The sequence below is a fragment of the Phaeobacter sp. HF9A genome (genome assembly GCF_011806385.1).
Taxonomy (GTDB): Bacteria; Pseudomonadota; Alphaproteobacteria; order Rhodobacterales; family Rhodobacteraceae; genus Epibacterium.
Genome location: NZ_JAATOX010000020.1, coordinates 20,836 through 46,415 on the forward strand (window position 1 = coordinate 20,836; position 25,580 = coordinate 46,415).

At 64.1% G+C, this 25,580-nt stretch carries 19 protein-coding genes; 16 read left to right on the forward strand and 3 right to left on the reverse strand.

The genetic code is table 11. The annotated features are described in order from the left end of the window. The first annotated feature begins 3 nt into the window (after positions 1-3). Positions 4-1,086 carry a phospho-N-acetylmuramoyl-pentapeptide-transferase gene (gene mraY / locus HCZ87_RS05860; protein ID WP_167642839.1) on the forward strand — a complete coding sequence of 361 codons (1,083 nt, stop codon included), beginning with the start codon at positions 4-6 and terminating at the stop codon, positions 1,084-1,086. A 558-nt stretch (positions 1,087-1,644) separates the two neighbouring features. Next, positions 1,645-3,045 carry a UDP-N-acetylmuramoyl-L-alanine--D-glutamate ligase gene (gene murD, locus HCZ87_RS05865; RefSeq protein ID WP_167642840.1) on the forward strand — a complete coding sequence of 467 codons (1,401 nt, stop codon included), beginning with the start codon at positions 1,645-1,647 and terminating at the stop codon, positions 3,043-3,045. Positions 3,046-3,140: 95 nt separating this feature from the next. Here the strand turns inward: murD and HCZ87_RS05870 are convergent, their stop codons facing one another. Further along, positions 3,141-4,316 carry an NAD(P)/FAD-dependent oxidoreductase gene (locus HCZ87_RS05870; protein ID WP_167642857.1) on the reverse strand — a complete coding sequence of 392 codons (1,176 nt, stop codon included), beginning with the start codon at positions 4,314-4,316 and terminating at the stop codon, positions 3,141-3,143. 232 nt (positions 4,317-4,548) lie between these two features. Between HCZ87_RS05870 and ftsW the strand changes: the two genes are divergently transcribed. The 14 genes from ftsW to HCZ87_RS05940 all read left to right on the forward strand — a co-directional run bounded on the left by ftsW (position 4,549) and on the right by HCZ87_RS05940 (position 22,533). Further along, positions 4,549-5,718 (forward strand): putative lipid II flippase FtsW, encoded by a 1,170-nt coding sequence (gene ftsW, locus HCZ87_RS05875; protein ID WP_167642841.1) that lies wholly within the window; start codon positions 4,549-4,551, stop codon positions 5,716-5,718. Between the two features lie 38 nt (positions 5,719-5,756). Then, positions 5,757-6,854 carry a UDP-N-acetylglucosamine--N-acetylmuramyl-(pentapeptide) pyrophosphoryl-undecaprenol N-acetylglucosamine transferase gene (locus tag HCZ87_RS05880; protein WP_167642842.1) on the forward strand — a complete coding sequence of 366 codons (1,098 nt, stop codon included), beginning with the start codon at positions 5,757-5,759 and terminating at the stop codon, positions 6,852-6,854. Next, entirely contained in the window at positions 6,851-8,260 is a 1,410-nt protein-coding gene (gene murC / locus HCZ87_RS05885) for a UDP-N-acetylmuramate--L-alanine ligase (RefSeq protein ID WP_167642843.1), read from the forward strand. The genes HCZ87_RS05880 and murC overlap by 4 nt, the downstream gene beginning before the upstream one ends. After that, positions 8,257-8,505, forward strand: coding sequence for a DUF2484 family protein (locus HCZ87_RS05890; RefSeq protein ID WP_167642844.1), 249 nt, complete (start codon positions 8,257-8,259; stop codon positions 8,503-8,505). Before murC ends, HCZ87_RS05890 begins: the two co-directional genes overlap by 4 nt. Before the next feature lie 59 nt (positions 8,506-8,564). After that, entirely contained in the window at positions 8,565-10,100 is a 1,536-nt protein-coding gene (locus tag HCZ87_RS05895) for a DUF6161 domain-containing protein (protein ID WP_167642845.1), read from the forward strand. 166 nt (positions 10,101-10,266) lie between these two features. Further along, entirely contained in the window at positions 10,267-11,205 is a 939-nt protein-coding gene (murB, locus tag HCZ87_RS05900; RefSeq protein ID WP_167642846.1) for a UDP-N-acetylmuramate dehydrogenase, read from the forward strand. Positions 11,206-11,501: 296 nt separating this feature from the next. Next, positions 11,502-12,386 carry a D-alanine--D-alanine ligase gene (locus HCZ87_RS05905; RefSeq protein ID WP_175582167.1) on the forward strand — a complete coding sequence of 295 codons (885 nt, stop codon included), beginning with the start codon at positions 11,502-11,504 and terminating at the stop codon, positions 12,384-12,386. Continuing rightward, entirely contained in the window at positions 12,374-13,273 is a 900-nt protein-coding gene (locus HCZ87_RS05910) for a cell division protein FtsQ/DivIB (protein WP_167642848.1), read from the forward strand. The genes HCZ87_RS05905 and HCZ87_RS05910 overlap by 13 nt, the downstream gene beginning before the upstream one ends. Before the next feature lies 1 nt (position 13,274). Then, entirely contained in the window at positions 13,275-14,609 is a 1,335-nt protein-coding gene (gene ftsA / locus HCZ87_RS05915) for a cell division protein FtsA (protein ID WP_167642849.1), read from the forward strand. A 456-nt stretch (positions 14,610-15,065) separates the two neighbouring features. Next, positions 15,066-16,739 carry a cell division protein FtsZ gene (ftsZ, locus tag HCZ87_RS05920; protein WP_167642850.1) on the forward strand — a complete coding sequence of 558 codons (1,674 nt, stop codon included), beginning with the start codon at positions 15,066-15,068 and terminating at the stop codon, positions 16,737-16,739. 196 nt (positions 16,740-16,935) lie between these two features. Further along, positions 16,936-17,883: a UDP-3-O-acyl-N-acetylglucosamine deacetylase gene (gene lpxC / locus HCZ87_RS05925; protein WP_167642851.1), complete on the forward strand. Its 948-nt coding sequence runs from the start codon at positions 16,936-16,938 to the stop codon at positions 17,881-17,883. Between the two features lie 305 nt (positions 17,884-18,188). Further along, positions 18,189-19,040 carry an outer membrane protein assembly factor BamD gene (locus HCZ87_RS05930; RefSeq protein ID WP_167642852.1) on the forward strand — a complete coding sequence of 284 codons (852 nt, stop codon included), beginning with the start codon at positions 18,189-18,191 and terminating at the stop codon, positions 19,038-19,040. A 21-nt stretch (positions 19,041-19,061) separates the two neighbouring features. Then, on the forward strand, positions 19,062-20,711 hold the full coding sequence (gene recN / locus HCZ87_RS05935; protein ID WP_167642853.1) for a DNA repair protein RecN: 1,650 nt from the start codon (positions 19,062-19,064) through the stop codon (positions 20,709-20,711). Between the two features lie 130 nt (positions 20,712-20,841). Then, on the forward strand, positions 20,842-22,533 hold the full coding sequence (locus tag HCZ87_RS05940) for a chloride channel protein (RefSeq protein ID WP_167642858.1): 1,692 nt from the start codon (positions 20,842-20,844) through the stop codon (positions 22,531-22,533). A gap of 610 nt (positions 22,534-23,143) precedes the next feature. Here the strand turns inward: HCZ87_RS05940 and HCZ87_RS05945 are convergent. Both HCZ87_RS05945 and HCZ87_RS05950 read right to left on the reverse strand, forming a co-directional pair. Then, a complete protein-coding gene (locus HCZ87_RS05945) occupies positions 23,144-23,485 on the reverse strand; it encodes a DUF427 domain-containing protein (protein WP_167642854.1) in 342 nt (113 codons plus the stop codon). 61 nt (positions 23,486-23,546) lie between these two features. Then, positions 23,547-25,331 (reverse strand): aminopeptidase P family protein, encoded by a 1,785-nt coding sequence (locus tag HCZ87_RS05950; RefSeq protein WP_167642855.1) that lies wholly within the window; start codon positions 25,329-25,331, stop codon positions 23,547-23,549. Between the last annotated feature and the right edge of the window lie 249 nt (positions 25,332-25,580).

The window sequence follows — 25,580 nt, forward strand, 5'->3', positions numbered from 1 at the left end:
GGCATGCTCTATTGGTTGACCGCTCTGTCGGACGGGGGGGACTTCTTTAACCTCTTTCGCTACATCACCTTCCGCGCGGGCGGGGCCTTTCTGACGGCGCTGGTGTTCGGATTTGTCTTTGGCAAGCCCCTGATCAACGTGTTGCGCCGCCGTCAGGGCAAGGGGCAGCCGATCCGCGATGACGGTCCCGAAGGACATCTGGCCAAGGCGGGCACGCCGACCATGGGGGGCTTGCTGATCGTGGGGGCGCTGCTGTTCTCCACCCTCATGTGGGCGCGCTGGGACAATTCCTTTGTCTGGATGGTGCTTTTTGTCACCCTGTCCTTTGGGCTCATTGGGTTTGCCGATGACTATGCCAAGGTCTCCAAGCAGAACACCAAAGGGGTGCCGGGAAAGCTGCGCCTGGCGCTGGGGTTCGCCATTGCAATCATTGCCGCGCTCTGGGCCAGTTGGAGCCATCCGGTCGAGTTGCAGAACCAGCTGGCGATGCCGGTGTTCAAGAATGTGCTGATCAACCTGGGCTATCTCTACGTGCCCTTCTGCATCTGCGTGATCGTGGGGGCGGCCAATGCGGTGAACCTGACCGACGGGCTGGACGGGCTGGCGATCATGCCGGTGATGATTGCGGCGGGCGCCTTTGGCATCATCGCCTATGCGGTGGGGCGGGTCGACTTTTCCGAATATCTCGACGTGCATTACGTGCCGGGAACGGGCGAGATCCTGATCTTTACCGCGGCGCTGTTTGGCGGCGGGCTGGGGTTCCTGTGGTATAATGCCCCGCCGGCGGCGGTGTTCATGGGCGATACCGGATCCCTGGCGCTGGGCGGTGCGCTGGGGGCGATCGCGGTGGCCACCAAACACGAGCTGGTGCTGGTGATCATCGGCGGGCTGTTCGTGGCCGAGGCGCTTTCGGTGATCATTCAGGTGCTGTATTTCAAGCGCACCGGCAAGCGGGTGTTCCTGATGGCGCCGATCCATCACCACTATGAGAAAAAGGGCTGGGCGGAGCCGACCATTGTGATCCGCTTCTGGATCATCTCGCTGATCCTGGCGATGATCGGCCTGGCAACGCTGAAGGTGCGTTGAGGTAAAGCGCAAGGGCAGCGCCCTCCCGGGGGGAGGGTCGGGCGCTGTCCGACCTCTCGGTCGAACCGGGGGGGGAGACAGCCAACCCGCCTTTGGCGCCCGGCCTGTTGGCGGGCGCTTCCGGTATGGGCTGAGCTATATGAGCCGCGTGGGAGAGATCTCGCGCGGCTTTTTGCGTCAAAAGAAGGCGGCGCCGCCGGAGGGGCGGAGCAGGGGCTGGCCGGTTTTACGGGCCAGATCCGGTGAAGCCTCGGGTGGATCCGCCCTGCACCCAATGAGGGGGTGGTCTCGGGGCGGGCCGAACTCCTGTGGGTCTTTTGATGTCGCGACGGGGGGAGTGTAGCGCGCTGGCATGAATGCAGGGTGAGCAGGGCGTGCGCGGGGGCGGCAACACGGAGGACGGCGCCTGACCCTGGGTGGGTGCGAAAGCGCCCTCCCGGGGGGAGGGTCGGGCGCTGTCCGGCCTGTCGTCCGGGCGGATGGGCATTGCCCCGCTTGCATTCCCGCCGCGCTCCGGTGCAGTGTCGCGCCGAACAGAGATGTCAGAAGAGGTAAGGCATGATCCCGGTAAAAGGCGTTGAAGGTCAGAAGCTGGCCGTTCTGGGATTGGGGCGCTCCGGCCTCGCCACGGCGCGGGCGCTGCGCGAAGGTGGCGCGGAGGCGATCTGCTGGGACGACAACCCCGCCGCGCGGGCGGTCGCCGAGGAAGAGGGCTTTGCCTGTCGCGAGCTGACGAAACAGGGGGGCTTTGACGATATCGCCTCGCTGATCGTTTCGCCGGGGATCCCGCATCTTTATCCCAAACCGAACCCGGTGGTGCTGGCGGCCTTGCGGGCCGGGGTGCCGGTGGACAATGACATCGGCCTGTTCTTCCGCTCGGTTGCGAGCGGGGAATGGGATGAATTTGTGACCCTGCCCAAGGTGGTTGCGATCACCGGGTCCAACGGCAAATCCACCACGGTGGCGCTGTTGCATCATATTCTGGAGCATGTGGGGCGCGACAGCCAGATGGCGGGCAATATCGGTCGCGGCGTGCTGGATATCGACCCGCCCGGCGACGGCGGCGTGGTGGTGCTGGAGCTGTCCTCCTATCAGACCGATCTGGCGCGGGCGCTGACCCCGGATGTGGCGATCTTTACCAACCTCAGCCCGGATCATCTGGACCGTCATGCGGGCATGGGCGGCTATTTCGCGGCCAAGCGGCGGCTCTTTGCCGAGGGCGGGCCGGATCGTGCCATTATCGGCGTCGACGAGGACGAGGGCCTGTTCCTGGCGGGGCAGATGAGCGAGGGCAATGGCGATGATCGCGTCATCCGGGTGTCCTCGGGTCAGAAGCTCACGGGCGCGGGCTGGAACGTCTTTGCCCGCAAGGGATTCCTGTCGGAATATCGCAAGGGGCGGCAGGTGGGCTCGATCGACCTGCGCGAGATCAAGGGCCTGCCCGGTGCGCATAACCACCAGAACGCCTGCGCCGCCTATGCCGCGGCGCGCTGCCTTGGGCTGGCGCCGCGGGTGATCGAGACGGCGATGATGAGCTATCCCGGCCTGCCGCACCGCAGCCAGCGCATCGCCGAGGCGGGGGGCGTGGCCTATGTGAACGACAGCAAGGCCACCAATGTGGATAGCGCGGCCAAGGCGCTGAGCGCTTTCAAGAAGATCCGCTGGATCTGCGGCGGGCTGGAAAAGGACGGCGGGCTGGAGGGGTTGAAGGGTGCCACCGGCGCGGTGCTCAAAGCCTATGTGATTGGCCGCGAGGCGGCGGAATTTGCCATGCAGCTCGATGTGGAGGCAGAGGTCTGCACCACCATGGCGGCTGCGGTTCAGCGCGCCATGGCGGAGGCGCAGGAGGGCGAAACGGTGCTGCTGGCCCCGGCGGCGGCGAGTTTCGACCAATACGACAGTTTTGAGAAACGCGGCGAGGATTTCATAGCCGAGGTGCAGGCGGGGTTGAACGGATAAAGCGACGCCTGAAGGAGGGATGCGGAAAGGGGGGCTTTCGGGGGCGCTTCAGGGCTCACCGAAGTGGAATATCCTGACGGTGGTGGGACGGGCGGTTAACCGCGGATGGCTGTGCCGGCGGCATGGCCCGAGGCCCAGGCCCATTGGAAGTTATAGCCGCCAAGCCAGCCGGTGACGTCCACGGCCTCGCCGATCGCATAAAGGCCCGGGGTGGATTTGGCTGCCAGGGTGCGCGAGGAGAGCGCGTCGGTGTCGATGCCGCCCAGGGTGACCTCGGCGGTGCGATAGCCCTCCGTGCCGGAGGGTTTCAGGGACCAGTTGTGCAGCCTCTCGCAGAGCGCCTGAAGCGCGGCGTCGCTCTGGTCGGCGAGGCGGCCGGTGATCTGCCAGTCGGCGGCGAGATAGTCCACCAGCCGCGCGGGCAGGTGGCGGGCCAGCTCATTCGTCAGCGCCTTGCGCCCGCTTTGCTGGCGTTGGTCGCGCAGGGCGGTGAAAAGATCGAGATCGGGCAGCAGATGGGCGCGGATCTCCTCGCCGTCCTGCCAGTAGCTGGAAAGTTGCAGCACCGAAGGGCCGGAGAGGCCGCGATGGGTGAACAGGAGGGCCTCGTCAAAGCTGGCGCGCGCATTGGAGAGCCGGGCGGGCAGGGCGACGCCGGCCAGCGGCTTGAAACGATCCTCGCCGAAGGTGAAGGGCACAAGGCCGGGGCGGGGCGCGATCAGGGGCAGGCCGAACTGCTGGGCGATCTCATAGGCAAGGCCGGTGGCGCCCATCTTGGGGATGGATTTGCCGCCCGTGGCCAGCACCAGGTTCTGCGCGGTGACGGTCACCGGCTTGCCCTCGCGCTCCAGCCGCAGGGTGAAGCCATCGGCGCCGTGGCGGACCTCAGTGACAGAGGTTTGCAGCCAGAGATCGGCGCCGGCGTGGCGCAGCTCCTGCACCAGCATCGCCACGATCTGTTTTGCGCTGTCGTCGCAGAACAGCTGGCCGAGGGTCTTTTCGTGCCATTGGATGCCGTGGCGGCTGACCAGCTCGATGAAATCCCACTGGGTGTAGCGCGCCAGCGCCGATTTGCAGAAATGCGGGTTCTGCGAGATGTAATTTTCCGGCGCGGCATAGATATTGGTGAAATTGCAGCGCCCGCCGCCGGAGATGCGGATCTTTTCGCCGGGGGCCTTGGCGTGATCCACCACCAGGCAATCGCCACCCGCATGGGCCGCACACATCATGCCAGCCGCGCCAGCGCCGAGAATCAAGGTTTTTATCCGCATGCCCGCATCGACCATGAAAGCCCGCATGACGCAAGCCAGCAGGTCACGTCGCAGAGCCTGAATGGAATGTGATCGGCCCGGGGCGCAATTGTGTCAATTTCCTGACGCGCAGCGCCTTAAGAGGCTGGCCTGCGCGCCATCTTCGGGGTAGGGTTGTGCCAATAACCCCATGAATGGGGAATTGAGGCAAAACAGGCCCTGCGTGCGGGGCCGAAATCAAGGCAGTGAACCCATGACTGAGATGGTCTATGGCGCGCTTCCCGCGCAAGAGGGGGAGCCGATCCTCCCGAAATGGTGGCGGACGCTGGACAAGTGGACGATGAGTTTCATCGTGACGCTGTTTATCGTCGGTTTGCTTCTTGGTCTTGCGGCCTCGGTGCCCTTGGCGGCGCGCAACGGGTTCGACAATTTCCACTATGTGCAGCGGCAGGCGTTTTTTGGCGGCATGGCGATGGTGGCGATGGTGCTGACCTCGATGATGTCGCCCACGCTGGTGCGGCGGCTGGCGGTTCTGGGCTTTGCCTTTGCCTTTGTGGCGCTGGCCTTGTTGCCGATCTTTGGCACTGATTTTGGCAAAGGGGCGGTGCGCTGGTACAGTCTTGGCTTTGCCTCGGTGCAGCCCTCAGAGTTTCTGAAGCCCGGCTTTATCGTGCTGGCCGCCTGGATGATCGCGGCCAGCCAGCAGATCTATGGCCCGCCGGGGACCTTGCTGTCCTTTGGGCTCTGTGTGTCGGTGGTGCTGTTGCTGGTGATGCAGCCCGATTTCGGCCAGGCCTGTCTGGTGCTGTTTGGCTGGGGGGTGATGTATTTCGTTGCCGGGGCGCCGATGCTGTTGCTGGTGGGCATGGCCGGGGTGGTGATCTTTGGCGGCGTCGTGGCCTATTCCAACTCCGAGCATTTCGCGCGCCGGATTGATGGCTTCCTGAGCCCCGATCTCGACCCGACCACGCAGCTTGGCTATGCCACCAATGCGATCCGCGAGGGCGGGTTGTTTGGCGTTGGCGTCGGCGAGGGGCAGGTGAAATGGTCGCTGCCCGATGCCCATACCGATTTCATCATTGCAGTGGCGGCCGAGGAATATGGCATGATCCTCGTCTCTATCATCATCCTTCTTTACATGATGATCGTGGTGCGGTCGCTGTTTCGGCTGATGAAGGAGCGCGACACTTTTACCCGCCTTGCCGGGGCTGGTCTGGCCTGCACCTTTGGCGTTCAGGCGATGATCAACATGGGCGTTGCGGTGCGGCTGCTGCCTGCCAAAGGCATGACTTTGCCGTTTGTCAGCTACGGCGGATCTTCGCTGATTGCAGGCGGCATCGCGATGGGTATGCTGCTGGCCTTCACCCGGTCGCGCCCACAGGGCGAGATCGCCGATGCGCTGCGGGGGCGCGGACGCGGCTGACCGGGGCGATCTTATAAGAATAAGAAGGCAGGCACGAGATGAGACAGAAATTGCTCCTGATGGCAGCGGGTGGCACCGGGGGGCATATGTTCCCCGCCCAGGCGCTGGCAGAGGCGATGCTGCGCAGAGGCTGGCGGGTGAGGCTCTCGACCGATGCGCGCGGCGCGCGCTATACCGGCGGATTTCCGCATGCCACCGAAATCACAGAGGTCTCCTCGGCGACCTTCGCGCGTGGCGGGCTGCTGGCCAAGGCGCTGGTGGCGCCCAGGATCCTGAGCGGCGTGGCCAAGATGGCGCTGGAGATGCGGCGCGACCGGCCCGACGTCGTGATCGGCTTTGGCGGCTATCCGTCGATCCCGGCGCTGGGCGCGGCGACCCTGCTGGGGCTGCCGCGGATGATCCACGAGCAAAACGGCGTCCTGGGCAAGGTGAACCGGAAATTCGCAGGCCGGGTGGCGCAGGTGGCCTGTGGCGTTTGGCCGACCGATCTGCCCGAGGGCGCCCATGGCGTGCATGTGGGCAACCCGGTGCGCGGCGCGGTGCTGGAGCGTCAAGGCGCGCCCTATATTCCGCCCGGGGATTACCCGATGTCGCTCCTGGTGATTGGCGGCAGCCAGGGCGCGCGCATCCTGTCGGATGTGGTGCCCGGTGCGATTGCCGCCCTGCCGGAAGAGATCCGCCGCCACCTGCGCGTCAGCCATCAGGCGCGCGGCGAGGATGAGGCGCGGGTGGCGCAGTTCTACGCCGATCACGGTATCCATGCCGAGGTGCAGCCCTTCTTTACCGATGTGCCCGCGCGGATTTCGGAGGCGCAGCTGGTGATTTCGCGCTCCGGGGCCTCCTCGATCGCGGATATCGCGGTGATCGGGCGGCCCTCGATCCTGATCCCGCTGGCCACTGCCGCCGGCGATCACCAGACCGCCAATGCCCGCGGGCTGGTCGAGGTCGGCGGCGCCATTCGCATTCCCGAAAGCGCCCTTGACACCACCACGCTCGCAGAGCAAATCGCCGCAGTCCTGACCAATGCGCAGGGGGCCACCCAGATGGCCCATGCGGCGCTGAGCGTGGGGATGCCCGATGCCACCGACCGTCTGGTGGCGCTTGTTGATCACTTGTCCGAGGAAGTTGCCCCATGACCCCTGCCACCAAATTGCCCGGCGACGTTGGCCCGATCCATTTTGTCGGCATTGGCGGCATTGGCATGTCCGGCATTGCCGAGGTGCTTTTGAACCTTGGCTATGTGGTGCAGGGCTCTGATCTGAAATCCTCCAGGATCACCCAGCGGCTGGAAAAGCTGGGCGCGCTGGTGTTTGAGGGGCAGGCGGCGGAAAACCTCGCCGATGCGCAGGTGGTGGTGATCTCCTCCGCGATCAAACCCGGCAACCCCGAACTCGACGAAGCGCGCCTGCGCGGCCTACCGGTGGTGCGCCGCGCCGAGATGCTGGCGGAGCTGATGCGGCTCAAATCCAACATCGCCATTGCCGGCACCCATGGCAAAACCACCACCACCACCATGATGGCGGAGCTGATGGTTGCGGGCGGGTTCGACCCCACCGTGGTCAACGGCGGTATCATTCATGCCTATGGATCGAATGCGCGCATGGGGCAGGGCGAATGGATGGTGGTCGAGGCCGACGAGAGCGACGGCACCTTCAACCGCCTGCCTGCCACCATCGCCGTGATCACCAATATCGACCCGGAGCATATGGAGCATTGGGGCGATTTCGACCGGCTGCGCGACGGGTTTTACGAATTTGTCTCCAACCTGCCGTTCTATGGGCTTGCGGTCTGCTGCACCGATCATGCCGAGGTGCAGGCGCTGGTGGGCCGGATCACGGATCGCCGCGTCACCACCTATGGGTTCAACGCGCAGGCCGATGTGAGGGCGGTGAACCTGACCTATCAGGCGGGCATTGCCCATTTCGACATTCTCCTTCAGGCCGAGGGCAAGGTGATCGAGGGCTGCACCCTGCCGATGCCGGGCGATCACAATGTCTCCAACGCGCTGTCGGCCGTCGCCGTGGCGCGGCATCTGGGCATGAAGGGCTCCGAGATCCGCGAGGCGCTGGCGGCCTTTGGGGGCGTCAACCGGCGCTTTACCAAAGTGGGCGAGGTCGATGGCGTCACCATCATCGACGATTACGGCCACCACCCGGTGGAGATCGCCGCGGTGCTGAAGGCCGCGCGTCAGGCGATCGGCACCGAGTCCACGCATCGCGTCATCGCCGTGCATCAGCCGCATCGCTATTCGCGGCTCTCGAATCTGTTTGACGATTTCTGCGCCTGTTTCAACGAGGCCGATGTGGTCGCCATCGCCGAAGTCTTTGCCGCCGGTGAAGACCCCATTCCGGGGGCCAGCCGCGATGATCTGGTGGCGGGCCTCATCCGCCACGGCCACCGCCACGCCCGCGCCATCCTGAGCGAGGATGACCTGGTGCGCTTGGTGCGCGAACAGGCGCGCCCCGGCGATATGGTGGTCTGCCTCGGCGCGGGCACGATTTCGGCCTGGGCCAACACCCTGCCGCAAAGGCTTTCTGAGTGAACTGGTCGCTGGCGCTCGCGTGTCTGTGGATCATTGCGGCCAATGTGCTGGCGATGATCCCCTCGCGCGACAACCACTGGCGCCGCGCCTATGTGCTGATCGCGCTGGGCATCCCGATCCTCGGGTATGTCACCTTTGAGAATGGTCCCTGGTGGGGGCTGGCGCTTCTGGCGGGCGGCATGTCGATCCTGCGCTGGCCGCTGATCTACGTCCTGCGCTGGCTGCGCGGCCTGCGCCAGGGCTGAACGCTTGCCAAGCCGCCCCCACTGCCGCAAGTTGAGCGCAAGGGCATTTTGAGGCGGCAATGGTTGAGATTAGCGAGATTAGGGATGAACACAGCCTCATGGCGTGGTTGGAGAACCAGCCACAAGAGGTCTTTGTCGCGGTTGCGCTTCGAATGGCGCTCAGGGTGTTTCCAATATTTCTCCGCGAAGCTTTCGAGGGCGATGAGATCGAAGGTGAGCACGCAGCCTTAGCCGGTATCCGTGCGCTGTTTTTGTCATCAGTTGCGTATGAAACCGAGAACGAGTGGTTGCGCAGCAAAGCTTGGGGCGTGGCGCGTCGGCCCGCAGACGAACAAAAAAGCAAGGTGGAGATCGCTATATTTGCCTCAGTTTTTGCAAGTGGAAATGTTGGCGCGATGCGCACATCAATTGGGGCAGCGCTTTCCGTATTTCATGATTATGGAATATCAAATGGCTATGTGGATGCGGAAATTTCAGATGACGTCGCAATCGAGAACATGCAGCGTGATTGCTTGGCCATTTCGCGGAACGAAGACGTTTGGCGGTTACCGCTTTGGAAGGATCTGAACCCTATTGGTCGTGATATTGTAAAGCTTTTTGCTAAGTTTCGTCACGCGAGAGGGGATTGGTCGTTTTGGCAGGAGTGGTACGAGCAGATGCTGGATCCGACCACAAACCCGCCCAATTGGGCGTTTCTGGAGCAGGTTGCGCATATCAAAGATCAGATCTGGGATGCAGGACCGGAGGCGGTGAGCGCTGCGATCAGAGATATACGTGCAGGGCGAGCAGGTAAATTGGCGTCGCGACACGACCAACTTGAAGATATTGATGAGCGCCAACAGGTGCTGCATTCGACAATGGTAAGCTTGCATGATGAGCTGTCCTCACTGGAAGAGCGTTTTCCCTTGCTGGCCAAGGAGAATGAAGCGCTGCACGATCGGCTTTCCGCGCTGTCAAAAGAGCTGGAAGCCCAGAAGCGAAATTTTCAGGCCTCCTATGAGGCGTTGAGCGCTGACTATCAGGACAAGTTCTCAACCGCGCTGGCGAGTTTTGTTGAGGATCAGAAGATCAAGGCCCCGGTTGAGCTCTGGCAGGAAAAAGAAAAGGAGCACACCGAACGGCGTGATGAAGCATGGACAGGGTATCTGTTGGCACTGGGGCTCGTTGCGGCGTTGATTGCTGCGATCATCGGCGTTCTCTGCTTTGGCAATGAGATCTTGGAGCGGGTATTGACGCCGGTTGGCTGTGATCCGGTCAACAAGCCGGAGCTCTGCAATGGTTTCAGCTTTAGGGGCATGATCGTATCGGGTTCGGTATTGACCCTGCTGACCATGGCGCTGTGGTTTGCGCGTATCCAGATGAAGGAGTACCTGTCGGAGCGGCATCTGGCGCTGGATGCGCGCGAGCGTCGCGCCTTTGCACAGGCCTATATCGGGCTGATCAACGAAGGCGACAGCGTGACGGATGAAGCGAAGGACCAGCGGGCATTGGTCTATGCGGCGCTGTTCCGGCCGAGTACGGATGGTATTATCAAAGAGGATGGCGGTATCGACCCCTCGTTGACCGCAGCGTTGAGTAAGATGTTGTCGAAATGATGTGCTAAGCGCCCGACCGGGGTGGGGGCGGAACGCACCCGCCTGGGGGCAGACGGGTGCGTGGCTGTCGCTGGCGCGACGGCGGGGGGAGGGGCGGCCGGACCGTTGCCTCTTTTATCTTGGCTCTTGTTCCCCTAAACCGGCCTACAAACTGCGAGCGAGTGATATGATGGATCTGCCCTTTGATCTGCCCGAGGTGCGCGGCAAGCTGACACGGGATCGGGATCTCTCCGGTCTGACCTGGATGCGGGTCGGCGGGCCTGCGGATGTGCTGTTTCAACCGGCTGATGTGGAGGATCTGCGCGATTTCCTGCGGGCGCTCTCGCCGGATGTGCCGGTGTTTGCCATGGGCGTGGGCTCCAACCTCATCGTGCGCGACGGTGGGTTGCGCGGGGTGGTGATCCGGCTGGGGCGGGGCTTTAACGGTGTTGAGATCAGCGGCGATCAGGTCGTTGCGGGCGCGGCGGCGCTGGATGCGCAGGTGGCAAAACGCGCGGCGGCGGCAGGCGTGGATCTGGCGTTTCTGCGCACCATTCCCGGCAGCATCGGCGGCGCGGTGCGCATGAACGCGGGCTGCTATGGCGCCTATCTTGCGGATGTCTTTGTCTCTGCCGAGGCGGTCTTGCGCGATGGCAGCCTGGTGCGGCTTGGTGCCGAGGATCTGAAGTTCCAATACCGCCAGAGCACGCTGCCCGAGGGCGCGGTGCTGGTCTCTGCCACCCTGCGCGGCCCGCTGGATACGCCCGAGGCGCTGGAAGAGCGCATGCGGGTGCAGCTGCAAAAGCGCGACGAGAGCCAGCCCACCAGGGACCGCACGGCGGGCTCCACCTTTCGCAACCCGGCGGGGTTTTCCTCGACCGGGCGGGCGGATGATGTGATGGATCTCAAGGCCTGGAAGGTGATCGACAATGCGGGTCTGCGCGGCGCGCGGCTGGGCGGGGCGCAGATGAACGAGAAACATTCCAACTTCCTCACCAATACCGGCGATGCAACAGCGGCGGATTTGGAGGGGCTGGGCGAAAAGGTGCGAAAAAAGGTTTACGAGGACTCCGGCATCCGGCTAGAATGGGAAATCATGCGTGTTGGTGAACCCAACTCGGCGTGACCCTTGAAAACTCAGTGAATTCAAATAATTGGCTCTGTGTGGCGGGGTGACGATGCTGCGGGGCCGCTGAGGGTCATGGCGGAAGGATGCGCTCATTTGGTTACCTTAGTTAATAAAACCGTAAGGTTTTAGGCATTAACTGGGCGACAAGGGGCGCAGCTGAAGGCGCAGACAGGCACATCAATCTTGCGGTGACCGGGATCCGGCGCCGTCAAAACAATAAAGGGCGAGAACGCCCGAATGAAATCGAGGCAGTGAACGTGGGTGGATCGAGCGGAACACTCCCGAAGGTTGCGATGTTGATGGGTGGCCCCTCCGCCGAGCGGGAGGTGTCTCTGTCCACGGGGCGTGAATGCGCCAAGGCGCTTCGGGGCGAAGGCTATGAGGTCATTGAGGTCGATGCGGGCCCGGATCTTGTGGCGCAGCTTCAGGACATCGAACCGGATGTGGTTTTCAACGCGCTGCATGGGCCGTTGGGCGAGGACGGCTGCGTGCAGGGCATGCTGGAATGGCTGCGCATTCCCTATACCCATTCCGGGGTGCTGGCCTCGGCGCTGGCAATGGACAAGACCCGCTCCAAGGCGGCCTATCGCAGCGCCGGATTGCCGGTGGTCGATAGTGTGATCGCCACAAAGGACGAGGTCAAATCGCGCCATGTGATCGCGCCGCCCTATGTGGTGAAACCCAATAACGAGGGCTCCAGCGTTGGTATCTATATCGTCAATGAGGCGGCAAACAGCCCGCCGCAGCTGTCGGATGACATGCCCGATCAGGTGATGGTGGAAACCTATGCGCCGGGGCGCGAGATGACCGTGACGGTGATGGGGGAGCGTGCGCTTTGCGTGACCGATATCCTCACCGATGGCTGGTATGATTACGAGGCGAAATATGCCGCCGGGGGCTCGCGCCATGTGGTGCCCGCCGAGGTGCCCGAGGAGATCACCGCGCTTTGTCTGGACTATGCGCTGCGGGCGCATCAGGTGCTGGGCTGTCGCGGCGTGTCGCGCACCGATTTCCGCTGGGACGAAGCGCGCGGGGCGGCGGGGCTGATCCTGCTGGAAACCAATACGCAGCCTGGCATGACGCCGACCTCGCTGACGCCGGAACAGGCGCAGCATTGCGGGCTGAGCTTTGGTCAGCTCTGCGCCTGGCTGGTGGAGGATGCCTCATGCGGGCGTTGATCTCGCGCCGGGCGAAATCCCGTGCGGCAGAGGGCAAATGCGACCCGGCGCCCTCGCGTCTGAAATACCGCATCCAGCGCTGGATGCTGACGCCGGGCATTCGCATGGGGCTGCGGGTTGGCCTGCCGATCTGCGTGACCCTGGCGGCGGCGGGCGGCTATCTGGCCAGCGAGGCGCGGCGCGAGAAATTGGTTGAGCTCTATGTTGAGGCGCGCACCGCCTTTGAGACCCGGCCCGAATTCATGGTCAATGTGATGGCCATTGATGGCGCGGGCGAGAGCGTGGCGATGGACATCCGCGAGGTTACGGCGCTGGATCTGCCGTCGAGCTCCTTTGATCTGGATCTGGCCGCCATCCGCGAGCTGATCGTCGGGCTGGACCCGGTGAAGACCGCCGCCGTGCGCATCCGTCCCGGCGGCATCTTGCAGGTGGATGTGGTGGAGCGCGAACCGGCGATCGTCTGGCGCAGCCGCGATGGGCTGGCGCTTCTGGACGAAACCGGCGCCTTTGTTGCCGAGCTGGGCCAGCGCAGCCTGCACCCGGAGCTGCCACTGATCGCGGGCAGGGGGGCGGATGAACACGCGCCCGAGGCCCTGCGCCTGTTTGCGGCGGCCCGTCCGCTGGGCACGCGGCTGCGCGGGCTGGTGCGGGTGGGCGAGCGGCGCTGGGACGTGGTGCTGGACCGCAACCAGCGCATCGAGCTGCCGGTGGAGCGTCCGGTGGCGGCGCTGGAGCGGGTGATCGCCGAGGCCGAGGCCAGGGATCTGCTGGAGCGGGATGTGGCGGTGGTCGATCTGCGCCTGCCGAACCGTCTGACTGTACGTATGAACGCCGATGCCGTCACCGATTGGTGGCGGATTCGGCAATTGAACGAGAGCGCTTATTGATATGACAGACCTGTATCAATCCCAACGTGCGATGCGGCAGATGCGACGCCAGGCCATGCAGCGCGGCGTGGTGGCCATTCTGGATGTGGGCAGTTCCAAGATCTCCTGTCTGGTGCTGCGGTTTGATGGCTCCGGGCGGCTGAGCGAGGACAACTCTATCGGCTCGCTGGCGGGGCAATCGGGATTTCGGGTGATTGGGGCGGCGACCACGCGCTCGCGCGGGGTGCAATTTGGCGAGATCGCCGCCATGCAGGAAACCGAACGCGCCATTCGCACCGCCGTACAGGCGGCGCAGAAAATGGCCGAGGTGCGGGTGGATCACGTGATCGCCTGTTTCGCCGGGGCGCTGCCGCGCTCTTATGGGCTGGATGCCACGGTGGAGCTGGAAGGTCAGGAGGTCACCGAAAACGAGATCGCCCGGGTGCTGGCCGCCTGCGAGGTGCCGGAATATGGCGCCGGACGCGAGGTGCTGCATGCCCAGCCGGTGAATTTCGCGCTCGACAATCGCTCCGGCCTTGAGGATCCGCGCGGCCAGATGGGGCAGGCGCTCTCGGTGGATATGCATATGCTGACCGTGGAGGCGATGGCGATCCAGAACCTGGTGCGCTGTGTGCAGCGCTGCGATCTGGAGCTCGCGGGGATTGCCTCTTCGGCCTATGTTTCGGGCATTTCGGCGCTGGTGGAGGACGAACAGGAGCTGGGCGCGGCCTGTGTCGATATGGGCGGCGGCACCACCTCGATTTCGATCTTCATGAAGAAACACATGATCTATGCCGATGCGGTGCGCATGGGAGGCGATCACATCACCAGCGATATTTCCATGGGGCTGGGGGTGCCGACGGCGATTGCCGAGCGGATCAAGACCATGTCGGGCGGCGTCCATGCTACCGGCGTCGATGATCGCGACATGATTGATATCGGCGGCGAGACCGGCGACTGGGAGCGCGACCGCCGCACCGTGAGCCGCGCCGAGCTGATCGGCATCATGCGGCCCCGGGTCGAAGAGATCCTGGAAGAGGTGCGGGTGCGGCTGGATGCCGCCGGGTTTGACCACCTGCCAAGCCAGCAGATCGTGCTGACCGGTGCGTCGAGCCAGATCCTCGGGCTGGACGGTCTGGCGAGCCGGATCCTGGGCCAGCAGGTGCGGCTGGGGCGTCCCATGCGCGTGCACGGCCTGCCGCAATCGGTGACCGGGCCGGGCTTTGCCTCGGCGGTGGGGATGTGCCTGTTTGCCGCCCATCCGCAGGATGAGTGGTGGGACTTTGAGGCGCCGGTGGACCGGATGGCGGGGGGCTCGATGCGCCGCGTCGTGCGTTGGTTCAAGGACAACTGGTAACGCGCGCGGCGCGCTGTGAGCGGATCGCAGGTTGCGCCCGGTGAGGCACCCCGTCCTGGGCCGCGTCAGATCGCCAGCGGATCAAAAAAACCTCGTGACCTGCGCTGTCGCGGGGTTTGTTTTTGCGTGACGGCGCGTTTTCCTTTTGTTAAGGGTAGGGCAATGGCCAAAAGGCCCCGCGAGGCTGAGCAGCTTATCGCCGAATATAACCTTTGACTGCCCGAACCTGCATCTTATGTGCTGTGGGGTCGCTGTTATGTTGTGTTCGGTATCGCTGAAATACGCTACATCTCGCCTGAATGGCGATATCCGGCAAAAATCCTCTCTATTTGGCCCATATTTTGTGGGGCAATGCGCTTTTGGGGATGACGAGACTCCTGCTTCGCGATAGGATTAAGGCGGAATAGTGACAATCGACGCCCTTGCGGGAGGGCTAATAACACAGGCGGAAAAAGCATGACCCTGAACCTTTCGATGCCCGGACAAGAAGAGCTGAGCCCCAAGATCACAGTTTTTGGTGTCGGCGGCGCCGGTGGCAACGCGGTCAACAATATGATCGCAAAACAGCTTGAAGGCGTGGAATTCGTGGTCGCCAACACTGATGCGCAAGCGCTGCAACAGAACGCAGCCAAGGCGCGGGTGCAACTGGGCGTCAAAGTGACCGAAGGTCTTGGTGCGGGCGCGCGTCCCTCGGTGGGATCCGCGGCGGCGGAAGAGAGCATCGAGCAGATCGTGGACCACCTGGCGGGCGCGCATATGTGCTTTATCACCGCGGGTATGGGCGGCGGCACCGGCACCGGTGCGGCGCCGATCATCGCGCAGGCCGCGCGGGAGCTGGGTGTGCTGACCGTTGGCGTTGTGACCAAGCCGTTCCAGTTCGAGGGCGCCAAGCGGATGCGCCAGGCCGAGGATGGGGTCGAGGCCCTGCAAAAGGTCGTCGATACGCTGATCATCATTCCCAACCAGAACCTGTTCCGTCTGGCCAATGAGAAGACCACCTTTACCGAGGCGTTCTCCATGGCGGACGACGTGCTTTACCAAGGGGTAAAGGGTGTGACTGACCTGATGGTCCGTCCGGGTCTGATCAACCTCGACTTTGCCGACGTGCGTGCGGTGATGGACGAGATGGGCAAGGCGATGATGGGCACCGGCGAGGCCGAGGGCGAAGATCGCGCCATCCAGGCTGCCGAGAAGGCGATTGCCAACCCGCTGCTGGACGAAATCTCCCTGCGCGGCGCCAAGGGCGTGCTGATCAATATCACCGGCGCCCATGACCTGACCCTGTTCGAACTGGACGAAGCCGCCAACCGCATCCGCGAGGAAGTGGACCCGGACGCAAACATCATCGTTGGTTCCACCCTCGACACCGAGATGGAAGGCAAGATGCGCGTTTCCGTCGTGGCCACTGGCATTGACGCTTCGGAAACCGTGCATGACATGCCGGTGCCGCGCCGTCCGATGTCTGCGCCGCTGACCAAGACCGTGAGCGCCGAAGAAAACCGCAGCGCGCCGCTGGAGCTGACCGAGCCGATGGCTCCGGCCGCCGCCAGCGCCCCGGCTGCGCAACCGGTTGCGGCCGAGGCACCGGCCGCGCAGGAGCCCTCGCTGTTTTCCGAATTCGAGAGCGACCGCGATGATGCGGTGATCGAAGAGCACCACAGCGCTGGCAACAGCGATGACGGGCTGCCGGCCCCCGCCTATCAGGCGCAACCGCAGCCTCAGTCGCAGGCCCAGCCTGCCGCTGCCCCGCAACAGGCCGAAGCCTTTGTCGCACCGCGCGCGCCCGCTCCGGGTACGCCGTCGCAAGATGCCATCGTGCGTCTGCGCGAGGCGGCGCAACGGCACCAGGCCAGCCAGCAGGCGGCCCAGCCGCAGCAGGCTCAGCAGCCGCAAGCGCAACAGCGCCGGACCCCGGCAGCGGATCAACAAGAGCAGCGCCGTTTTGGGCTGAATTCGCTGATCAACCGCATGACGGGCCATCCGCAGGAAACCACGCAGAACCGTCCGCAGGCGGCGCAGCGGGTGCAGCCGAGCATACCTTCTTCCCCGCAACAACCGGCGGAACAGCCCTATGACGAGGATCAGGAACGCATCGAAATCCCCGCGTTCCTGCGTCGTCAAGCCAACTAAGGGCTCACGAAACCCTACAGAAGGCCCGCCAATCGGCGGGTCTTTTTCGTTTTGAAACAATGCATTACATGCAAGTGGGCGGGGTTTTGCCAGCCTGTGTTGCGGATGTTTCATTTGGTTACAAAGATTGAATTGTGGGTATCTGCGTAAATCCTTAGGTGTACCGGCAGGCGATCCCTGTGATCGCAAACAACGGATGAGGCGCCTCGTGCAGAACACGCTCAAAGCACCGGTTACATTTGAAGGCGTCGGCCTGCATTCTGGCAAGCCGGCACGCATGACGCTGTTCCCGGCGCCGGCGCAGCACGGCATTACCTTCAAACGCAGCGACATTGCATTGGGCAACACCGTGATCCCGGCGCGCTGGGATATGGTGGAACGCTCGCCGCTTTGTACCCGTCTGGTGAATGCCGCCGGGGTTTCGGTTTCGACCGTGGAACACATCATGGCGGCGCTGGCGGGCTGTGGTCTGCACAACGTCCGGGTCGAGATCGACGGGCCGGAAGTGCCGATCATGGATGGCTCTGCCGCTGATTTCGTGCGCGAGATCATGGCCACCGGCATTCGCCGCCTGGGTGTGCCGGTGCGCGCCTGGAAGGTGGTAAAGCCGGTGATGGTGGAAACCCGCGAGGCGCGGGCGACGCTGCTGCCTTGTGATCGCTTGAAAATGACCTTCAACATTGAGTTCGCCGAGGCCGGTATCGGCAGCCAGAGCCGCGAGCTGGACCTGCGCAACGGCACCTTTGCCCGCGAGCTTTGTGATTGCCGCACCTTCTGCCGTCAGGTGGATGTGGAAGACATGCAGGCCAATGGGCTGGCGCTTGGCGGTGTTCCGGGTGAAAACGCAGTCGTGTTTGACGGCGCGGTGGTGCATGCCGGATCCGGTCTGCGCCATTCGGACGAGCCGGTGCGCCACAAGATGCTGGACGCGCTTGGTGATCTGGCGCTGGCGGGGCTGCCGCTGTTTGGCCATTACGTCGGTGAAAAATCCGGCCATTCGCTAACCAACACGCTGCTGCGCGCGCTTTTTGCGGAGCCCGGCGCGGTGCGCGAAGTGACCTGTGATGCGCTGATGACCGCGCGTCTGCCGGGGCAGGGGCTGGTGTGGTCGGAAATTCCCGCCCAGGTGCGCCGCGTCGCCTGAGCGCGCCCCTTTGCCTGCACCAAAGTCTGAGAACCTTAAACGGTCGGCGCTTTGCCGGCCGTTTTCCATATCGCGCAGGCGTGCGGGAATTTCCCGCTGCGGGCGCGACCTGAGGCGGCAAGCACACTTGACCGCTGCCTGCTTTCTCTGCCAATTGAACAGGAGCCGCGCGAAAGGCGTTTTGCACATCATATGAATGTGCTAGACCGTTGCGGACGCCGGGTGCTCTGGTCTATGGGCCGGCCTGGATTGCGCGTCTGCGCAAAAAAAGAGACAGTCGGCTGAGACGATGAAGTGAGGCAGGAATGATCGGCATCAGGGCAGCAGCCAAAGGGATCGGAGCGGTCGCACTGATGGCGACTCTTGCCGCATGCGGCGGTGCGGACGGCGACGCAAAACGATACGCGCAGGATCTGGAGCAATTCTCGCCGGCGCAGATCTATGAGCGCGGTGAATTCGAGCTGGCGCGCAACCGTGACACTGATGCGGCCTATTTCTTCTCCGAGGTGGAGCGGCTTTACCCCTATTCCGAATGGGCAAAGCAGGCGTTGATCATGCAGGCCTATACCTATCACGAGGCCAAGGATTACGAGAGCAGCCGTTCGGCGGCGCAGCGCTATATCGACTTCTACCCGACCGAGGAAGACGCGGCCTATGCCCAGTATCTGCTGGCGCTGAGCTATTATGACCAGATCGACGAGGTGGGCCGCGACCAAGGGCTGACCTTCCAGGCGCTGCAAGCGCTGCGCACGGTGATCGAGGTCTATCCTGACAGCGAATATGCCTCTTCCGCGATCCTGAAATTCGATCTCGCCTTTGATCACCTTGCCAGCAAGGAAATGGAAATCGGGCGCTACTATCTGAAACATCAGCACTATACGGCGGCGATCAACCGGTTCCGCGTGGTGGTTGAGGATTTCCAGACCACCTCCCATACCGCAGAGGCGCTGCACCGGCTGGTGGAAGCCTATCTGTCGCTGGGTCTGACCGATGAGGCGCAGTCTGCTGGCGCCATTCTGGGGCATAACTTCCAATCGACCGAATGGTATGAGGACAGCTACAAGCTGCTGACCTCGCACGGGCTGAAGCTGCGGGATCGCGGCAACAACTGGCTGGCGCAGATCTATCGACAGTCGATCAAGGGCGATTGGCTCTGACGCATTTTACAGGGCATCTTGATGCTGCGCGCACTTGATATTCGGGACCTTCTGATCATCGACCGGCTGGAGCTGAGCTTCCAGCCGGGTCTGAATGTGCTCACCGGTGAGACCGGGGCTGGCAAGTCTATCCTGTTGGATTCGCTTGGCTTTGTGCTGGGTTGGCGCGGTCGTGCGGCGCTGGTGCGGCAGGGCGCCGAGCAGGGCGAGGTGGTGGCGGAGTTCGATCTGCCCGAGGGCCACGCGGCCCATGCGGTTCTGGAAGAGGCGGGCATTCCTGGCGGCGACAGCCTGATCCTGCGCCGCATCAACACTGCCGATGGCCGCAAGACCGCCTGGGTCAATGACCGGCGCTGCTCGGGCGAGGTGCTGCGGGCGCTCTCGGATACGCTGCTGGAACTACACGGCCAGCATGATGATCGCGGCCTGCTCAACCCGCGCGGCCACCGGGCCATGTTGGACGAGTTTGCCAATGCCGCGCCGGAGCTTGCCGAGGTGCGCGCCGCCTGGGGCGCGGCCGCGCGGGCGCGCAAGCAGGTCGAGGAGACCCGCGCCGCGCTGGAAGCGGTCCGCGCCGAGGAGGAATTCCTGCGCCATGCGGTGGCGGAGCTGGATCAGCTGAACCCGGAACCCGGCGAGGACGAGAGCCTGGACGCGCGGCGGCGGCAGATGCAGGCGGCGGAGCGCATTCGCGGCGACATCGCCCGCGCACATAACCTGCTGACCGAGGGTGCAGAGGGCACCATGGGCGAGGCCGCGCGCTGGCTGGAGGCTGTGGCCGGCGACGCGGGCGAGGCGCTGGACGCGCCGCTGGCGGCGCTCAGCCGGGCGATGGTGGAGCTGGGCGAGGCGCAGGACGGGGTCGAGCGTTTCCTGGAGGGGCTGGAGTTCAACCCCGGCGATCTGGAAGACTGCGAAGAGCGGCTGTTCGCGATCCGGGGGCTGGCGCGCAAACACAATGTGCTGCCGGATGATCTGGCCGGATATGCCGATACCCTGCGCGACAAGCTCCAGGCGCTGGATGCGGGGGATCAGAACCTCGCGGATCAGGAAAAGGCTTTGAGGGCGGCGCAGGCGGCGTATGACGCGGCGGCGGCGCGGCTCTCGGCCAAGCGGCGCGACAGTGCCGCCACGCTGGACGCCGCCGTGATGGCGGAGCTGGCGCCGCTGAAGATGGAACGCGCGGTGTTTGAAACCCGCCTGAGCGCGGCGGAACCGGGCCCCGAGGGCGTGGACGGCGTGGCCTTTACCGTGGCCACCAACCCGGGCGCCCCGGCGGGCCCCTTGAACAAGATCGCCTCTGGCGGCGAGCTGAGCCGGTTTTTGCTGGCGCTCAACGTCTTCCTTCTCTTCTCTTCTTCCGCCGGGTCGTTTCTCTTTGCGGTCATCGCCCGGGGTGTCGGCGGTGCGACGGCCGATGCGGTGGGCCGTCGCCTGAAGGCGCTGGCCGAGGGAAGCCAGGTTCTGGTGGTGACCCATTCGCCGCAGGTCGCGGCCCAGGGCGCGCATCACTGGCGGGTGCAGAAATCGGTGCAGGAGGGGGTGACCCTCTCCGAGGTGGTGCCGCTGGACGCCGGGGAGCGCGTGGACGAGATCGCCCGCATGGTTTCCGGCGACCGCATCACGCCAGAGGCCCGTGCCGCCGCCAAGGCGCTGTTGAGCGATAGCTAGGCGTGCGGCGGTCCGGTGTTTACCCGATGGAAACAGCGGGACGATAGATCTATTGCACGTCATGAGAGGCTGAATTGCCCGTTTTTTCTGTGGTATCACCTTTGTCAGTACAGCAACCGGAGACCCCATGATGGCCGCTCAGCCGCGTTCCGCCCTGGCCGTTTTGGTTGCCCGGATCCGGGCTGCCCTGAAAGACACCTGGCTGGTGTTGATCCGGCGCGGCCCGAGCCAGATCCAGTTCTGGCTGATCGCCCTGGTGATCGGTGTCTGCGCCGGTTTTGCCGCGCTGGGGTTTCGCGAGGGGATCTCTGCGCTTCAGGCGACGGTATACGGGGCTGAGGACGTCGATTACCTGCATTCCTTTGCGGCGCAGCTGCCCTGGTATCTGCTGCTTCTGGTGCCGCTCTGTGGCGGGGTGATCGTGGGGCTGGTGCTGGATCGTTTCACCCCGGATGCGCGGGTGCGATCGGTTGCCGATGTCATCGAGGGCGCGGCGCTGCGCAGTGGCCGGGTGGAGATCCGCGCCGGGCTGGCCTCGGGTTTTGCTTCCTTTGTGACGCTCTCCACCGGGGGCTCTACCGGGCGCGAGGGGCCGGTGGTGCATATCGCTGGGATGATCTCCACCTGGGTGAGCGACCGCATCCGCGCCGATGGCATCACCGGGCGCGACCTTTTGGGCTGCGCGGTGGCGGCGGCGGTCTCGGCCAGCTTTAACGCGCCGATTGCCGGGGCGCTGTTCGCCATGGAGGTGGTGCTGCGCCATTTTGCGGTCAATGCCTTTGCGCCGATCGTGATCGCCGCCGTTGCGGGCACCGTGATCAACCGGCTGGAATATGGCGATGTGACCGAATTTGTGCTGGCCACCCCCGGCGCGCTGAAATTCTACGTGGAGCTGCCGGCCTTTCTGCTGCTGGGTCTGGTTTGCGGCGTGGTTGCGGTGGTGTTGATGCATTCGATTTTCTTTGCCGACACCCTTGGCAGCACGCTGCAACAAAAGCTGCGCCTGCCGCGTTGGCTGCGTCCGGCGGGGGCTGGGGTGCTGTTGGGGGCGATCGCGATCTGGTTTCCGCATGTCATCGGCGTTGGCTATGAGACCACGATCCGGGCCTTGTCGGGGCATTTGCTGCTGGGGCAGGCGATCATGATTGCCATCGTCAAGACGGCGGCGGTGTCGATCACCATGGGCGGGCGCATGGGGGGCGGCGTGTTCTCTCCGGCGCTGATGATTGGGGCGCTGACCGGGCTCGCCTTTGGGTTGATCGCCACGGCGCTTTTGCCAGATGTCTCGGGCACCCATACGCTCTATGCTTTTGCGGGCATGGGCGCGGTGGCGGCGGCGGTGCTGGGGGCACCGATCTCAACCACCCTGATCGTGTTCGAGCTGACCGGAGACTGGCAGATCGGTCTGGCGGTGATGGTCTCGGTCTCCATGTCCACCGCGCTGGCCTCGCGGATGGTGAACCGGTCATTCTTCCTGACGCAGCTGGAGCGGCGCAACCTGCATTGCGCGCCGGGGCCGCAGGCCTATCTGCTGGGGGTGTTGCAGGTCAGCAATGTGATGCGCGCGCCCGATGTCGAAGAGGAGATCCTGGCGGCGGACTTGCTGGCCGATGGGGTCTCCATCCGCCCGGAGGCGACGCTGGAGGCCGCGCTGCCGATCTTTGACCGGCTGGAGCTGGACTTCATCCCGGTGGTGCTGGAGGAAACCCGCGAAGAGGGTGCCGAGCCGGAACCTGTGGTGGTCGGGCTGCTGTATCACCTGGATGCGCTCAAGGCCTATAACCAGGCGCTGGTGGCGGTCTCTGCCGAGGAACACCGCTGAGCCTGCACACCGCCGGCCCGCCGAGGTGACAGGGGCTAATAAAAGCACGTTTTTCGATAATTCAATACTATCAACACTCGCATAGCGAGAGTGGTGCAGTACGAGTCGAAGTGTTGTCAATATTTTACTTGAAGAGAAAGGTTAATGCGGGCAACTTTATTATCAAAAGATTAACAAATACGGGCATCGGGCGGGCAGAACAATGCGGGCTTGGACAGAAGGCATGGTAGGCGCTGTGTCCTTAGGGACAAAAAAAGATCTCGAGAACGAGCGGGCAGCACTGACGGCACTCATCGACTATGTTGTTGAAACAACATGTAAATCCCAAGGTGGATCTGGGCGGGACGGGGCCGAGGAAATGCGGCGCTGCCTGAATGAATCGGTGCTTCAGTACTGATGTCGAGATGGCGATCCTCGGACCTGCTATCCTCATTTTGATTTAGCTGAAACTTGCTCATCGGCGGGGGATTTCCGCCGGAAATTGGTCAAGACTCTTCAGAATATAGAAGATACGCGCCACTTCTCGGAGAATTCTTAACACCTGTTGCAAAAAAGCCGGACCAGGTCCGGCTTTGTCGCTGCAAATCTCTGTGGGGGGCGGCTGTGGTCGTCAGACCTGTTCAACCTTGATCGACTCCTGCTGCGCGAAGGCGAGATAATCCTTGATCTCGGCAACCGTCTCCAGCGGGGTTTCATAGCTCCAGGCGGCGTTCTCGGTCACCGAGGATTTGTTGACGATGGAGTAATAGGTGGCGTCGCCCTTGTGCGGGCATTGGCTGGTCTTGTCGGAGCGATCCAGGAAGGCCATGGCGATATCGGCGCGTGGGAAGTAGATCACCGGTTTCAATTCGCCCTCGCTCAGCTCCAGTGCGTTCGACGTTTCGCCCAGAACGGCGCCGCCGGAACGAACGACCCAGTTGCCTGCCGCCTTGCGGATTGTGATCTTGGTCATCGGGTTCCCCCTCCTTCTAACATTGGTAAGGCTTTTGCCCGGTCAGTGTAACAATCAGGTATCAGAGCGGCGCGCAGGCCGCTTCAAGCCACTTGCTCGCAGACGCGCTGAGGCGGGGTGCGATCTTGTGGAATACCTCTGCGTGATAGCTGTTGAGCCAGTCCCGCTCGCCCGCGGATAACATCCCGGGCACCACCAGACGGCGGTCGATGGGCGCAAAGGTCAATGTGCGCCACGCGTGCATCTTGCGGTCTGGGTCGGCGGTGTCAAGGGCTGGCGCGTCTTCCACCACCAGAAGGTTCTCGATCCGAATGCCAAAGGCGCCCTCGCGGTAGTATCCGGGTTCATTGGAGAGGATCATGCCGGTTTCCAGCGGAACCGGATTGGCGCGCGACAGCCCCTGCGGGCCTTCGTGCACGCTCAGGTAGGCGCCGACGCCATGGCCGAGCCCGTGGTTGAAATCCTGCCCCGCCATCCACAGGGGCAGGCGGCCGATGGCCTCGATATCGCGGCCGGAGCGCCCGGCGGGCCAGCGCAGCCGCGACATGGCGATCATGCCTTGCAGCACCCGGGTGAAGGCCTCGGCCTCCTGCTGGCCGGGCGTGCCGATGGCGATGGTGCGGGTGATATCGGTGGTGCCGTCGAGATACTGACCACCGCTGTCGAGCACCAGGAGATCGCGGTCTTCCAGCGTGGCATTGCTTTCCTCGGTGACCCGGTAGTGAATGATGGCGCCATTGGCCCCGGTGCCGGAGATGGTTTCAAAGCTGATGTCGCGCAGGGCGGGATCGGCGGCGCGAAAGCCTTCGAGGGTCTTGACCACGTCGATTTCGCGAATGCTGCCCGCGGGTTGCGCGTCGAGCCAGGCGAGGGTTTCCACCACCGCGGCACCGTCGCGCAGATGGGCGGCGGCGCTGCCCGCGATCTCGGCTTTGGTCTTGCGCGCCTTGGGCAGGGCGCAGGGATCGCCCGTCGGGGCCATGCGACCCGTCAGCAGATTGGCCAGCGCCTGCGGCAGGCTGGCTTCGTCCACCGCGACCTGCCCCGTCAGGGCGGCGACGCAGGGCACCAGCCGCTCCGGGTCATGCAGGGTGACCTGCTCGGGCAGGGAGATACCGCGCAGCTTATGCGCCGCCATGAACAGATCGACGCGTGCATCACCGTGCAGGATGGCAAAGCCATGGGCGACCGGGTTGCGGGGGATATCGCTGCCGCGCAGGTTCAGAAGCCACATGATGCTGTCGGGCAGGGTGATCACCGCCGCCGACTGGCCCGCGCCGCGCAGGGTTGCGGCGAGGCGGTCGATCTTGGCCGCAGCGCTTTCACCGGCGAAGTCCTCGGGATGGGGGGTGACCGGGTTCATCGGCGGGGCGGGCTGGTCGGTCCAGATCCGGTCCAGCAGATTGTCGCTCTCTGTGAGGCGGATGGCGGTGCCCTCCAGCCGCGCGGTCAGCTCGCGGATCTCGCGGCTGGCGTGCAGCCAGGGATCATAGGCGATGGTGCCGCCTTCGGGCAGCTGTTGCACCAGCCACTCGCCGAGGGAGACCTCGGGCCAGGGCACGGGCGTATAGACATCGGCGACCTGCCGTTTCACCTGGGTGCGGTAGCGCCCGTCGATGAAGACGCCAGCGCTGTGGCGCAGGGCGGCGCAGAAGCCGGCCGATCCGGTAAAGCCGGTAAGCCAGGAGAGGCGTTCGTCACGGGGGGCGACATATTCGCCCTGATGGGCATCGGCGCGGGGCACCAGAAAGCCGTCATAGCCGTCCTTCTCCAGCTCGGCGCGCAGGGCGGCAAGGCGCGGCGGGCCCTGTTCGGGGCGGGCGGTGACATCGAAGCTCTGGAACATGTCATTCTCCTGGAAGGCGGGCCCTTGGCGCGATGGCACCGGGGGATGGGGCGGCGTGCATGCCGCAGGCGCGGCGCAGGACGCTTGTCCCAGATCCGGCCGGTTCAGACAAGCCTGCGCTGTGTCGCAGGGGGAGATGCGCTCGCCCCTCGGTTGCGCTCCCGCCCGTTGCCCATGCTCCCTTTAGGACCACGAGCGCCCGTTGGGCCGGGCGCCCCGCCTCCCCTGGGGAGGCGGGGCGCGGTTGCG